Raw genomic sequence first — 14,787 nt, 5'->3', positions numbered from 1 at the left:
AATCGCTGAAGACGAGTCGTTGATATGAGCGTTCAAACAACCTCTGTTAACCCGCACGCCGCTCACACAACATCTCTGTTGGCTCTTGTCAAAAGTCTTTGGCGCAACCGCCAGCTTATTCTGCAAATGACTAGGCGTGAAGTCGTTGGACGCTACAAAGGCTCCGCGATGGGAATGGCTTGGTCATTCTTTAATCCTGTATTTATGTTGGTGGTGTACACCTTTGTTTTTTCCGAAATTTTTAAGTCCCGATGGGGTGGAATCGGCGGTGATAATAGTAAAACACAATTTGCCTTGGTGCTTTTTGTTGGCATGATTGTATTAAATTTGTTTAGCGAGGTGCTGAACCGCGCCCCTGGTTTAATTATCTCCAATGTCAATTACGTGAAAAAAGTAGTGTTTCCGATTGAAATATTACCGGTTGTCACGATAGGCGCAGCACTCTTTCATAGCATTATTAGTCTTGGCGTGCTTCTGGCTGCCTTTGCTATATTCAATGGCTACTTACATTGGACGGCGCTTTTTGCACCTTTGGTCCTGCTTCCGCTACTTATCTTGACTGTAGGTCTTGCCTGGATGCTCGCATCCTTAGGCGTTTTTCTCCGTGACGTGGGACAGTTCATCACTATCATTACCACCGTATTGATGTTCCTGGCCCCGGTTTTTTATCCATTAACCGCGGTACCGGCACGATTTCTCCCGTTTATCATGGCTAATCCGCTTACCTTCATCATCGAACAGGCGCGGGAGGTGCTGATCTGGGGGCATCTTCCCAATTGGCTCGGATTGGGTGGTTACACCTTGGCGGCTATTTTCATTGCCTGGATAGGCTACGCCTGGTTCCAAAAAACCAGAAAGGGGTTTGCCGATGTCCTCTGAACTAGATATCTACTCTTCGAATCAATCTTCAAACCAAGCTGACGTTGCGATCCGGATCCAAAATGTCACTAAGCGGTACGAAATATACGACGCACCGCGTGACCGTCTCAAGCAATTTATCCTTCCTCGTTTGCGCCGAATGATTGGCAAAGTATCAAAACAATACTTTCGTGAATTTTCGGCGTTAACAGACGTTTCGTTTGAGGTAAAAAAAGGCGAGACCGTTGGTGTTATCGGCAGAAATGGCGCCGGTAAATCGACTTTACTACAGATTATTTGCGGCACGATAACTCCCACCAGCGGCACAGTTGAGGTTAACGGGCGTGTTGCGGCTCTGCTCGAATTAGGTTCAGGTTTTAATGCTGAATTCACTGGTCGTGAGAACGTCTACATGAATGCGGGCGTTTTGGGCTTACTTAAAAATGAAATCGATGAGCGATTTGAAAACATTGTGGCCTTTGCTGATATTGGTGAGTTCATTGATCAACCAGTCAAAACTTACTCAAGTGGAATGTACATTCGTCTTGCCTTCGCGGTTATCGCCCATGTGGACGCCGATATCCTGATAATTGACGAAGCTCTATCAGTAGGAGATATATTTTTCCAGCAAAAATGTATGCGTTACTTACGCGCCCTCCAAGAGAAGGGTGGGACAGTGCTGTTTGTTAGTCACGATACAAGTGCTGTTGTCAGCCTCTGCAATAGAGCCATTTTGCTTTCACGTGGGAAGGATACTGTTGTAGGAAAAACAGATGAGATTTGTCGGATGTACATTAAAGATTTTTACTCGGAACGTACTACTCCAGTAATGACGACTCCAATAAAAGCGATTGAGACCAGTTCCCGCGAGCCAATTAGTAATCAAGCTAGTGACTTTTTTGAGGGTTTAGTGGAAGGTGAGGAGCAGACTTCCAACCTGATTCGAATAACCCCTTTTCGTCAAGATGCAGACTCGTTCGGGAGCGGTGGCGTTAATATCGTCGACATTTGGTTTGAGGGCGAAGATAACTCAAAGCTTTCAATGATTAACGGTGGGGATCTTGTCAAGTTTTGTATCAAAGCCCAGTCTAAGCAGGACATTCATCATGCTGCTTTCGGTTTCATGATTAAAGATCGCCTGGGTCAATACATTTTTGCCGAGGGGTCGGACCTCGCATATCGCAATCAGCCACCCGCCTTGAAATCTGGAAAAACGATATTAGTAACATTTTCATTTCTCATGCCTATATTAATTCAGGGGGAATATTCTCTGAATGTAGCAGTTGCAGAGGGGTTGGGAGATGATCATATTCAGCATCAATGGATAAATGATGCAATGGCATTGCACAGCTTAAAAAGTAGATTGGTTCACGGTATCTGTGGACTGCAGAGTTTGCGCATAGGCATTCAAGTATCTTCAGCATTTCAATCGGAGTCGTAATGAGTATCGTTGTAACGCAGTATGGAAAAATGCGCATTATTGATGCGGATAAAGTGGTGTCTCATGCGTTAGGGCTATATGGCGAATGGGCAATGGATGAGCTTGATTTGCTCGGTCAGATAATTTCTCCTGGAATGCGTGTTTTAGATGTAGGTGCTTTTATTGGCACGCACTCACTTGCCTTCTCGCAATTTGTTGGTGAAAAGGGGCGGGTATATGCGTTCGAGCCACGTAAAGAAATTTATGCAATTTTGTCGGAAAATTTATTATTAAATAATTGTGAAAATGTCACAGCGCTTAACATTGGTCTGGCTGAGATCGAAAAAGATTTAGTTCTCCAATCGATAGACTTAAATGAGATGGTTAATTTTGGCGGCCTCTCGATTGATGCAGAGGTAACTTTATTAAATTCTGCCACATATAAAATTCATGTTTCGACTATTGATGGTTTAGGAATCGGGAAAATAGACGTTATAAAGTTGGACGTTGAAGGGATGGAAAGAAGCGTATTGGATGGTGCAACAGAAACTATTTTGCGTGATCGCCCTATCGTTTTTTGTGAATGTAACTCTTTAAGTTCGGGAAACGAAGTTCTGACATTTTGTCAGGCACGGGAGTACGACACGTACGGGTTTTTGGCGAGCGCATATAATCCCAATAATTTTAATGCCATAACCGAAAATATTTTCGGAATGGCAAAGGAACTGGCTTTACTTTTAGTGCCACGAGAAAATACCGCAAAAATTATCAGTGCAATATCCGATACTCTTTTATTCCCCATTCGAAATATTGAGGATTTAGTATTGCCGTTACTGCATAAGCCGCAATACGCCTATGAGGTTTTAGCCAATACCTCGACTTCTTTACCGCTGGGTATAAATTTTCCTTCCCCGGCCGCCGTGGGGCAAGATGAAAAGATAGTTAGTCTTAGTCAAGGAATTGTGCAGCGTGACCAAATGATTACTAGTCGCTCCCGTGAATTGGAGGAGCGTAATGAAGTAATTGTCGGTTTAAGTGAAACGATTACTGGTCTGCAGCAAATGAAAGATCGCAGGGAGGAAGATATTGCCAGGCTTCAGCAAATAGTGATTGATCGGAATGCTTATATTCAAAAATTGGTAAATTCTACATCATGGTTTATTACAAAGCCGATACGTTTTGCCGGTAGGTTGATCCGAGGTGATTTTGTAGCTGCTATGACTTCGATTAAGAGCGCGTTAAATGTAAGCAATACCATTACCCAAGCATCGCCAAATGGTGGGCTGAAACTGGAGAAAACTAGTAGTTATTTAGTGACTGCCTCCCCTATAGCACCTACACATCCTGTCGCGGTCATCCTCCCGGTATATCGCGGGGTGGAAATGACCAGGCGCTGCATTGATGCTGCTATACCAAACATACTGTCTAATCCTGGTGCGCGTATTGTCGCAATAAATGATGCAAGTCCGGATGCCGGTATGCAAGAAATGTTGGAAGAGTTAGGTAAAAAATGGCCGGATGTTTTTGTGGTGCTAAAGAATGAAAGCAACCTAGGTTTCGTTCGAACCGTAAATCGTGGTTTTGCACATTTCCCGCAACATGATGTGGTGTTGCTCAATAGCGATGTCATCGTTCCCAAGGACTGGCTGAGCAGATTAATCGACGAGGGATATTCTCGAAAGAATATCGCGACTGTTACGCCTTTTTCTAATAACGCAACCATCTGTAGTTTCCCGTACTTCTTACAAGAAAATCCTCAACCTTTTGGTCTCGATGTTGATTCGGTGGATGCGGTGTTCAGGCAAGCCAAGTTACCTTGTATTGAGGCACCAACTGGGGTCGGATTTTGTATGTATATTCGTAGAGAATGTCTCGATACCATAGGCTATCTGAACGAGGAGAAATTTGGCAGAGGCTATGGTGAAGAAAACGACCTATGTCAACGAGCGTTAAAAAGCGGTTGGTTAAATATAATTTCCCCAAATTTGTATGCCTATCATGAGGGTGGGGTTAGTTTTTCCTCAGAAAAGCATGCGCTGGTTACTCGTGCCATGGGCGTCATCGAAGACTTGCATCCTAGTTACCATTCTGACATCGAATTATTTGTTAAGAATGATCCCCTCCGGTCGGCAAGGGTAGCGCGTTACGTGCAACTTTTGTCGACGCTCCCGATACCAAAGGTTCTTCACATTTCCCATGCAGTTGGTGGCGGAGTCGCGCAACATGTTAATGAGTTGGCACAATATTTTGGTCAAAGCGTCGCGCATGTTTTACTTGCTCCGCATGTAGAAGAGGGTGAGATTAGTATTAGTTTGGGTATTGATCAACATGCTGACAAAGTCATTTTTTCTCTGCCGTCTGGATATAAGGACGTCGTTAGTTTGTTGAAAGCTATCGGTGTAAGTGCCATCCATTATCACCATACTCAGGGTCTGGATCCATCTGTGTTGCGCTTACCGGTTGATTTGAACGTTGCATCGATTCTTACCGCACATGATTTTTATTGGCTTAACGCCAATCCAACTCTTACTAATGAGAGCGGTAGATATCCTGGATTTTATTCTGATAAGCTCAGAAATCCGTTATATCCGTTGCCGCCGGGGGAAACGCTGGAAACATGGCAAGAGCGATTTCGCCCATTAATCGAAACTGCGCAATGCGTTATATTTCCTTCAAGTGCTACAAAGTCACTTTTCGAGAATGTCTATCATATTGAAACAGGTATTATTGCTCCGCATGTCGAAATGCAATTGGATGTAAATAGAATACCAAGCATCTTTACAAAAAGAGACTCTTACACTATTGGAGTCATTGGTGCAGTTGGCCGCGAAAAAGGGGCGGACATACTGGAGGAAATGGCTGAGAAAGCGAAAATTCTAGGGCTGCCACTTAGATTTAAATTAATTGGTTACGCCTACAGATTACTTAAAGTCGTAGACACTACTGGCCCATATGATGTTAACGATTTGGGAGAGCTGATGCGCGAACATGCGCTGGATATTGTCTTATTTCCTGCGCAATGGCCAGAAACCTACAGCTATACACTTAGCCATGCCTTAAATTCAGGACTCCCAATTATCGCTCCGAGTATTGGTGCCTTTCCAGAGCGTTTATCAGGTCGTTCTAACACAATGCTGTTTAATCACTTGAGTTCGCCCAATGAATTGCTGGATCAATTTAACGCATTTATTGAAAATCTGTCAAAGGGTGTATCAGTAGTTGCGCCAATTTTTGAGGGGGTTAGCTCCAAAACTGATTTTTATGACTTAGAGTACAAACAACTTATCTCGTGCGATTTGAAAGTTATTAAAAGCGATCAGACTGCCCCGATCATTTTTCACGCAGCCCAGATTCTGAGCGGTTCATCTCATAATAAGTCGACTTGGAGAGGTTCCGTTTTAGGCGCACTTTGGTATTTATATACCCACCCATTAATGAGACGGGTTAGTTCTGCTGTACCGTACAAAATGCGTCGCTCGATTAAGCGCTCACTTAGCCGCAGTGCGCTTCACGACATAAATAAATTTAAATGAAAGTAAATATAGCGCTGTCTATCCCCACTGCTATACCTACGTTTTGTTTCTATCAAAGCATGAATAAGTGAACGAATACTGTTATAGGTTTGGGACATAAAATCGTTGATGAATTTGAACGAATAAAAGATATTTACATTCACCTCATTGAAATTTTGTTACCGCTTTTTATGACTCGGAAATCTGAAACTTCTAAGTTTCGTAATTTATTTAGGGCGGACTAAAGTGCCGTTTGTTTTAAGTCGAATTTAACGTTGGCCTGCGTTGTGTTGAGTTTTTCCCACTGACAAATAGAGTGACACCCTGCTCAGACGTAACGTAAAATACTTGGAATGTTGATAAAAGAGGGCGCTAATCGTGTGAAGAGCGTTTAAAGGGGTATTAAATGGCGTTTTTTCCGATTTTTCTGTCGATCGTATTTGTCGTACGCAACCAAGCAGCAAATACTGAAAAAATATTATCCGACGCTGCTTCTTGTATTGCTAACCTGGTTAGTGATTATGAAATCATCATTGTCGATAATGCGTCCGACGATGACAGCATTTCTGTACTCAAAAAACTCACAGGAGAAAATGGTTTACCCAACCTGCAAATCTATGCGTTGACTAAAGAGGTCGATGCCGACACTGCGTCATGGGTCGGATTGGAGAATGCATTGGGCGACTACGTAGCGGTCATTGATTCTCAAGCAGACGATATCGCATTTCTGCCAGAAATGCTCGAGAAGGCGGTAAGGGGAGCTGATGTAGTATTTGCTAGCAATCAGCAAAAAGTGCCACAAAGCTTTGCTTATCGAGTTTCATGCGCCATTTTTAACGGATTCTATAAGCGCTTTAATGGCATCCATCTAGCCAAAGAAGCGCCTCAGTATCGTGTATTAAGCAAAAAAGTCGTTAACTTTATTCTGCAACATTCCCAGCCTGCGATGACTTATCGGCATCTACCGGCTACAGGCGGATTTGCACGCGTTAATCTGACGTATAGCGCAGCGCCAAGACTCTCGCACACGAAACGGTTGGGCGAAAGTATTGACCGAGGTATGCGTCTGTTGGTGTCGACCACCCGTGCCCCAATGCGTCTTGTTACATCATTGTCATTATTTGGAGCCGTTGCTAACCTGGCCTATTCTATCTACGTTGTCGCTGTCGGTTTTTTGAAACCTCATATCGCGCCTGGTTGGGTTAGTCTGTCCCTTCAGCAATCTGGCATGTTTTTCTTGATTTCCCTGGTTCTCCTTGTATTGGGCGAATACATCCTGCACATGGTCAGCTCAGCCAATGAGGGCCCGCTTTATCACGTAGGGCAAGAGTTCACCAGTATTCGTATGACTAGGCGAGAGAAATTAAATATCGAGGAAGTATCCACTAACCCGAAATATATACCAGACACCCGCGCTGAACAAATTGCCTCATGCCAACCACAAATATAAATCTGGATGCAATTATTGTCGGAGGCGGATTTTACGGTGCTGCTATTGCGATCTACCTGGCTAAGCAGCGTGGGTTGAGGCGCGTCGTTTTGGTGGAGCGTGAGGCCGGCCTTCTGACTCGTGCCTCGTACAACAATCAGGCACGGGTTCACAACGGTTATCACTATCCGCGCAGCTTTACAACAGCGTATCGAAGTCGCGTTAATTTGCCTAAATTCGTACGCGACTGGCCTGAAGCAGTAACGCAAGATTTTATGAAGCTTTATGCGATTGCACGTCGTAACTCCAAGGTCACTGCCAAGCAGTTTGAGCGCTTCTGCGGGGATATCGGTGCCAAAATTCAAGTAGTAGAACCCTCTCTGCGAGCATTATTTGAGCCGCGTCTTATCGAGGATGTGTTTTTGGTAGAGGAGTATGCATTTGATTCAACCAAGTTGGCTAGTTGGGCCGCGCGAGAATTACAAGATTCTGGTGTACAGATTCATCTTCAAACAAGCGTAACGGCGATATCAAACGGGCCAAATCAAACACTGCAAGTGGTTTTAAAGTCCGATGACGGATCAGAAGAAATGCTGTCTTGCCGCTACGTCTTCAACTGCACCTACAGTGGGCTTAATCAATTTAAAGGTGATTTTCCTGGGACGCAAACTGGTCTTAAGCAGGAAATCACGGAAATGGCGCTGATGGAGGTGCCGCCCGTACTAGCTGGACTGGGCATTACAGTGATGGATGGCCCATTCTTTTCGATGATGCCGTTCCCCGCCCGTGGGTTGCATACGCTTTCCCATGTCCGGTATACCCCGCATATGCACTGGAATGACGATCAGGGCATTAATCCTTACCAAAAACTTAGTGAATATGAGCGTGCAACGCGTGTTGACCGCATGATCAGGGATGTAGGTCGTTATCTCCCTGCCGTTTTTGATGCCAAGTATGTCGACTCGTTATTTGAAATCAAAACCGTTCTGGTAAAGAATGAGGGGGATGACGGTAGGCCGATTTTGTTCGAAAAGCATCCAGAATTACCGGGGTGTTACTCCGTCCTAGGTGGAAAAATAGACAATATTTATGATGTGCTTGAAAAGCTTGAAACAGAGTCTTTTAGCAGCTACTAAGCGATGCCGATATTTGGAAATAAATAGGAACTGATTTTGATGAAAAAATTGATCTCCGTAATTGGTCCAATGTACAATGAAGAGGAGCTTGTTTCCACGTTTTGCGAGGAAATTTTGACAGCTCTGGAGCCGATTACAGACCGTTATGAACTTGAAATAGTGTTGGTAGATGATGGCTCTAAGGATGGAACGCTAGTCCAAATGCGACAGCTTCGTGAGCGCTTCCCGGAAACTGTCACTTTAGTGCAACTATCTCGAAATTTTGGTCTGGAGGGCGCTATACATGCCGGTCTCCGCATAGCGGCGGGAGATGCGGTAATTGTAATGGACGCTGACCTTCAAGATCCCCCTGGCATAATTCTGCAAATGGTGAAGGAATGGGAAGAGGGAGCCAATGTCGTCGTCGGATCTCGGGCAGGTCGGCCCAATGACAGCGTTTTTAAGCGCCTGAGTGCCCATTTGTTTTATAGCACTTTGAATTCGCTATCGGGCAGAATTTGTTTAGAAAAAGATGCTGCCAATTTTCGTTTGCTGGATAGAAAAGCTGTGGCGACTCTTTTGGCACTTCCCGAAGTCAACGGAGTATTTCGGGTAATAGTTCCCTTTTTAGGTATGAAGACAGCGGTAGTTTCGTACGACAGGGACAAGCGATTTGCAGGAGAAACAAAATATCGTTTGAAGTCAATGATCAGGTATGCGCTGGATAGTCTTACGGGAATTTCTATTGAGCCCTTAAGAAAAATCCCTTCTGCTGCTGTGGCCTCATTCGTTTTGATGCTCCTATCGTTAGCTGGTATGTGCTTTGGTCCTGGCCAATGGCAGCCATCATTTTTAGTTTGCGCTGTAATGTCCCTGTTATTTTCCCTTCTTTTTGTTGTACTTTCAGTGATTGCCGAATATCTGGGTCAAGTCTGCACCGAGGTCAAGGGTCGCCCGACTTCACTCGTGTATGATTTTGAGCCTAGCAATTCTGCCCTTAAAAAGGTAACTCATGAAACCCTTTAAAAGGGTCGGTATGTCCGGCCTTAAGTTGTCCCAAATCACCTTTGGAAGTGCTCTGACCATTGGGACCGAAGATTCTGGCAAGGCATTTGCTCAGATGATGATCGACGGCGCCTGGGACCTGGGTATCAGATCCTTCGATACCTCGAACAATTATGGGATGGGGATGGCGGAAACACTTTTAGGGCATGCGCTGAAGAAATACCCTAGGGAAGAGTTTGTCTTGGCCACCAAGGGTTCATGGCCAATTGGTTCACACACCTATCATCAGGGTTTGGGAAGAAAGCATATTCTCTGGGCTTTCGACGAGTCCATGAAAAGGTTGGGAATGGAATATGTGGATGTTTATTATGCCCACCGTTACGATCCAGAAACCCCTATGGAGGAGGTTGTACGCACCTTCAACCGGCTGATCAACTCCGGCCGAATTCTATATTGGGCCACCTCAGAATGGCCTCTCGCAGCTTTAGTTGAATGCCACGAGGTTTGCAATCGACTAGGGCTCGAAAAGCCTATCCTTGACCAATTCATTTATTCGTATGCAATTAATAAAGCCGATATTAATGGTGTCCGCGCTTTCTGTCAGGCGGAAGGCGTTGGAATGTTAGGCTTTGCTCCCTTAGCTCAAGGTCTCCTTACCGGAAAGTATCGCGATTCTATTCCTCCAGAGTCCCGGATCGCAAAAAGTGGCCAGCTTGGGTACGACAAAACACAGAAAATATACGAGCAAAACAAGGCTAGGATCGATCATTTTTCCAGGGTATGCGTTGAACATGAGGTCAAGGGATCCCATGCCGCTATTCAGTGGGTTTTACGTCGTGGCGTTCTACCGGTCTTGGGTGCAAGTAGTCCCACACAACTGAAGGAGAACGTGGGCGCCTTAGATAGCGAAATCCCTGATGATTTTTGGGTTGAGGTTGATGCGTTTGAGGTAGATAAAATATGAAAATTTCAGCATCGAATATCGCATGGGGCCTCGAAGACGATCAAGAGGTTTATTCAAAGATGAAGGCTGAAGGCTTTTCCGCGCTCGAAATTGCTCCGACCCGGCTAGTACCGCAGAAGCCTTATCAGCCCGAAAATATTATTGTGGCCGCTTCCCTGGCTGCAGAGATTCAAAATAGTTGGGGCTTTGGTATCTGCTCTATGCAGTCTCTTTGGTACGGCCTGACTGAGCGAATTTTTGGCACTCCAGAGGAAAGGGCATTTTTATTGCAATACACATGTTCGGCACTGGATTTCGCCGCAGCCGTTGGCTGCCCGCATGTGGTTTTTGGAAGCCCCCGAAACCGGATCATCGAGCATCCTGAGCAGAGACCGGTAGGGGAGGAGTTTTTCGCTGCCTGTGCCGCCTATGCAGAGTCCAAGTCCGTCACTATCGGCATTGAGGCGAACCCGTCCTCTTACGGAACCAACTATCTAAACACTACGCCCGAGGCATTGGAGTTGGTTCAAGCTATTAATTCTCCTTTTTTTAAGTTAAACCTTGATCTAGGGACGATGTTGGAAAACGAGGAAAATTTGAGCACACTTGAGACCTTAATCCCTCATATCAGTCATGTTCACATCAGTGAACCATCCTTGGCGGCTGTTATTGACCGGTACGAACACCAGGAACTCGCTCGACGTTTGGAGGATGGGGGCTACACCGGCTGGGTATCTTTGGAAATGAGAAACCTTGGGACAGAAACTTTATTTCGGTCCCTGGAAACGGTAGCTAAGGTTTTCAATAGATGACGGCGGCATCCTGGGAACGTCATAGACCACTTTTGAATGGCTTTCTAAAATTTGCCGTCATTGGAGGGCTCGGAACCCTTACCAACTTACTTCTGTTTTTCTTGTTGGTGGACTGCCTTCGTGGCCCCGCTCTGCCCATCGCTGTGCTGTGTTACATACTTGCATCAACCCAGAATTATATTCTTAATCACTATTGGACCTTCAAAAGGGACGTTGGCCCCAGCATAAGGCTTTGGCAAATGTACCTTGTGGGATCCTTGGGTGGCTTAGTGGTCAACATATTAATACTTCGGATAACGTTGTCTTGGTTCCCTATGATTGTCTATTCTCAGTTACTTGGGATTGGTGCGGGTTTAATAGTGAATTTTTTCATGGTTAAAGTATTTGTCTTTAAAAATGAACACTCAGCAAATTTGCATAAGGATACGGATTTAAGTCCGAATTCAATTTTTTTTAATTTAATTAACTTCAAGACCATTAGAAATTATTTTTTTAATCTCCAGAAAGAGGACAAAAAATATTTTATTTTAGCTTGGATTGTTATGTGTTTCGGTGTCTTTTTGAGATTCTATCATCTGGACAAGGTCGGATTGTGGTCAGACGAATTGTTCACCGTAGCTGCCGCTTTGGACGTGGGGCATGGATCATCATGGCTAAATTTCACTCCCAAAGTTATACCTGAGTTAAATTTTAATGATTCCTTTATTACTTGGAAGGCCGCTGATAATACTCCTCCGTTATTTGACTTATTAGTTATCCTTTGGGCTAAATGTTTTGGTAGTTCGGATTTCGTACTGAGGTCTTTATCGGCTTTCTTAGGGGCGCTCTCTCCATTTATATTTTTCTATGGGTTGAAAAAAAATGTCGGCTATTTGTCGGCATTTTTAGGTGTCACTTTATTGGCACTTTCTCCTTCTGCAATCATTTATTCGCAGGAAGTACGTAGTTACACATTAACTTTATTGTTATGCACGATAGCAACTGTTAGAGTTACTAATCATATATTACAAGCATCAAATTTTCCGACCGACAAAAAATGGACATCAAGTATATGGGTAGATGTAGCCATATACGTATTGATGGCTTACTCCCATTACACTGGTTTATTTATGGCCGGTCTTTTTGCTGGAATTTACACTCTTTTTGTCATATTTCCGAGCCGCAGATATTTTGAAATCACAAAATTTTTAATTGTTCCTCTTGCTATTTTTCCGTGGATGTTGCTGAGCAAAAAAGCATTCATATTTAGTAGTCATGGAGGTTATGCTTGGGGGGAGTATCATCTCTCTCAAATAATTACCCAAATGATTCCCGGGACGTTAAATTTCTTGCTGCCAGGTTATGGAGTCGGATTTAGTGTAGTCTGGGCTGTTTTTCTTATGACATGCTTGACTGGTTACTCTGAAAAACAAAATTGGATTTTTTCACTCAAGCATATAAGAGAACGGATTTTTGATAAAAAAATTATTTTAGCGATTTTATTGATAGCTACTATTTTATTTTTATTCTTATATTCTGTATATAACGCCTTTACATCAAAAATGTGGCATCCTCGCTATTTTTTAGTCGCGTTGCCGGTCATCTATTGTTCATTTTCATTGTTATTTTCTGCGTCAAAGCTAAAAGAATTACTCTCAATTATATTAACAATAATAATTTCAATATTAAGTTTGATTGGTATATTTAATTATTTTTATAAAGATAACTCTTACAAAGAAGAATATAGGGAAGGCGCGGATTTTATTGCAAATAATATAAAGGACGATTCTGTAATTCTTCTAAATTGGCCGGCAAATGAAGCGTATTACCGTCATTATTTAGACAAGTTGTTACCCAAAACGGGCCTTAAATACACATATAAACCTGTTGCAAACTATGATGACGTAAAGAAAATTTGTGCTTCCGATCAGAAAAAAGGACGGAGTTTCTTTGTATTTCAACACCAGGATCAAACGCCTCTCTTCCAAGAACTTGATCGTTGTTCAGGTATGGTGAAGATTGCTGGCCAAAAATTTAGGGGTGTCTTAGTGTATGAATATGTCGTTAAGTAAGGCCGTTTATTAAACGCTTACTTTCTCATACTTAAGTCATAATCGCCGCCTATTACTTATGAATATGGATATATTAACGATCAAGATAAATGTAAGCATATCTGCTACGGGCAAGGTGTTATCATTAAGCCGCTGCTTAGGGACGTGATCGGTTAATGTCATGCATATTTGACTTTTAACCGCGAAAGATATGTTGCGATTCTAATGTGAGTTTGAACTGATACGTAGTAACTTGTGTGTAATGAAGCGCTGAACCTATACTTACTTGATGTAAAAAGTTATTTAAGATTATTTCAGCCTGTAAGTTCATATGTCTAAAAGAGCGGCAGGATAAATTTCAATTTTAAATTACTAATATATTTATCCGTAATACACGCCAAACCATTACGCGCCTTCTTTTATACGTTCAAGCCTGTATATTACAATTTCTGAGGTTAAATTGAATTTTCGTATTTCGTACCTGCGCGCCTTGGCTTGTATATTAGTTGTTTTACTCCATGTCAGTGGCGAGGAGTTCGGGGCCTTTTCCGATCGGTGGGCTGCTGCGAATATATATGCAGCAATTTCACGCGTATGCGTCCCCATATTCTTTATGATTGCTGGGGCGACATTGCTTGGTAAAGTTGAGCCCTTAGGCGAATTTTTCTCTAAACGAGTGATAAGAATAGGACCACCAATCTTGTTTTGGTCTGCTATTTATATAGCCTGGTCTTATTACTGGATGCGTTCAGACGATTGGCCAATTAAATTTATTAATGGACAGGCTGCGTTCCATTTATGGTATCTATACTCACTAATTGGAATATATGCCTTCATTCCGCTGTTGCGTCGCTTATATCAGAGCGGAACAAATGGCGAAATTGCCCTCTATCTCGGCGGGTGGGCCATTACCTCTACTTACATGACTTTTAAGGTAGCGTTACCTGCCAGTTTACAGAGTTTATTAGAGGGTTGGCATCTTTGGCAATTCTACGGAAATACAGGATACCTACTTCTCGGTGCTTGTTTGTACGATGATCGCTTGTTTTCCCGATTAGGTCGGATGTCTTGGGGGGTGGTATTTATTGTAGCGTTCGCCGTGACTACCTTATCAACCTATTATTATTCGCATTTAATTGGTACACCCTCACAACTGTTTTACTCGAATTTATCTCCAAACATTATATTGTTATCAGCGGCGGTATTCTCACTCGTTCTTCGAGTTAAGAAATTGCCTCAGTTACTTGACATACCAATACAGTCTCTCAGCAGCTGCTCACTCGGGATTTATGGAATTCATGTACTGATAGTTGGTCAACTAACAGCAAACTGGGGAGTGCCGCCCACTATAGGAAGCCCTTGGACAGGACCACTAATTTCTACTGTTGCAGCACTCGGCATATCGTTTGCAGTTGTCCGAACTCTGCGTTTTTTGCCATTCATGCGGAGCGTTGCTTAGCATTGTATAAATGGTAAGAGTTTTAGCCCAGAAGTTCAAGCAAAGACGTATTTATATGATGTGCTTTATAAAAAATGGTGTGTCTTGTTTAATTCGAACTTAGACGTGCTCCTTGTACGCTTTAAACGTAAGCGTATTCCCACGGCCGTCTCGATAAATTCCGGCAGAGAAATTCAATCGGCAAGAATTAGCGGGCTATCGCCA

10 protein-coding genes are annotated in these 14,787 nt (G+C 43.4%); all 10 read left to right on the top strand.

What is annotated here, in order from left to right; translation table 11 throughout:
- Nucleotides 1-24 precede the first annotated feature (24 nt).
- The 10 genes from QN379_RS11675 to QN379_RS11630 all read left to right on the top strand — a co-directional run bounded on the left by QN379_RS11675 (nt 25) and on the right by QN379_RS11630 (nt 14,583).
- Complete coding sequence (locus tag QN379_RS11675) at nt 25-879, top strand: ABC transporter permease (protein WP_323506688.1); 855 nt, start codon at nt 25-27, stop codon at nt 877-879.
- Nucleotides 869-2,299 carry an ABC transporter ATP-binding protein gene (locus QN379_RS11670; RefSeq protein ID WP_323506687.1) on the top strand — a complete coding sequence of 477 codons (1,431 nt, stop codon included), beginning with the start codon at nt 869-871 and terminating at the stop codon, nt 2,297-2,299. Before QN379_RS11675 ends, QN379_RS11670 begins: the two co-directional genes overlap by 11 nt.
- Complete coding sequence (locus QN379_RS11665) at nt 2,299-5,811, top strand: FkbM family methyltransferase (protein ID WP_323506686.1); 3,513 nt, start codon at nt 2,299-2,301, stop codon at nt 5,809-5,811. Before QN379_RS11670 ends, QN379_RS11665 begins: the two co-directional genes overlap by 1 nt.
- A 385-nt stretch (nt 5,812-6,196) precedes the next feature.
- Nucleotides 6,197-7,240, top strand: coding sequence for a glycosyltransferase (locus QN379_RS11660; protein ID WP_323506685.1), 1,044 nt, complete (start codon nt 6,197-6,199; stop codon nt 7,238-7,240).
- Nucleotides 7,222-8,355: an FAD-dependent oxidoreductase gene (locus tag QN379_RS11655; RefSeq protein ID WP_323506684.1), complete on the top strand. Its 1,134-nt coding sequence runs from the start codon at nt 7,222-7,224 to the stop codon at nt 8,353-8,355. Before QN379_RS11660 ends, QN379_RS11655 begins: the two co-directional genes overlap by 19 nt.
- Nucleotides 8,356-8,394: 39 nt before the next feature.
- Nucleotides 8,395-9,360 (top strand): glycosyltransferase family 2 protein, encoded by a 966-nt coding sequence (locus QN379_RS11650; protein ID WP_322233154.1) that lies wholly within the window; start codon nt 8,395-8,397, stop codon nt 9,358-9,360.
- Complete coding sequence (locus QN379_RS11645) at nt 9,347-10,303, top strand: aldo/keto reductase (protein ID WP_323506683.1); 957 nt, start codon at nt 9,347-9,349, stop codon at nt 10,301-10,303. The genes QN379_RS11650 and QN379_RS11645 overlap by 14 nt, the downstream gene beginning before the upstream one ends.
- Nucleotides 10,300-11,094 (top strand): sugar phosphate isomerase/epimerase family protein, encoded by a 795-nt coding sequence (locus QN379_RS11640; RefSeq protein ID WP_322233151.1) that lies wholly within the window; start codon nt 10,300-10,302, stop codon nt 11,092-11,094. Before QN379_RS11645 ends, QN379_RS11640 begins: the two co-directional genes overlap by 4 nt.
- Entirely contained in the window at nt 11,091-13,145 is a 2,055-nt protein-coding gene (locus QN379_RS11635; RefSeq protein ID WP_323506682.1) for a GtrA family protein, read from the top strand. The genes QN379_RS11640 and QN379_RS11635 overlap by 4 nt, the downstream gene beginning before the upstream one ends.
- A gap of 439 nt (nt 13,146-13,584) precedes the next feature.
- Complete coding sequence (locus tag QN379_RS11630; protein WP_323506681.1) at nt 13,585-14,583, top strand: acyltransferase; 999 nt, start codon at nt 13,585-13,587, stop codon at nt 14,581-14,583.
- Nucleotides 14,584-14,787 lie beyond the last annotated feature (204 nt).

The sequence above is a fragment of the Glaciimonas sp. Gout2 genome (assembly GCF_035018905.1).
Lineage (GTDB): Bacteria > Pseudomonadota > Gammaproteobacteria > Burkholderiales > Burkholderiaceae_D > Glaciimonas.
The sequence above is the reverse complement of the archived record's forward strand: the minus strand, read 5'-3'. Positions and strand labels throughout refer to the sequence as shown.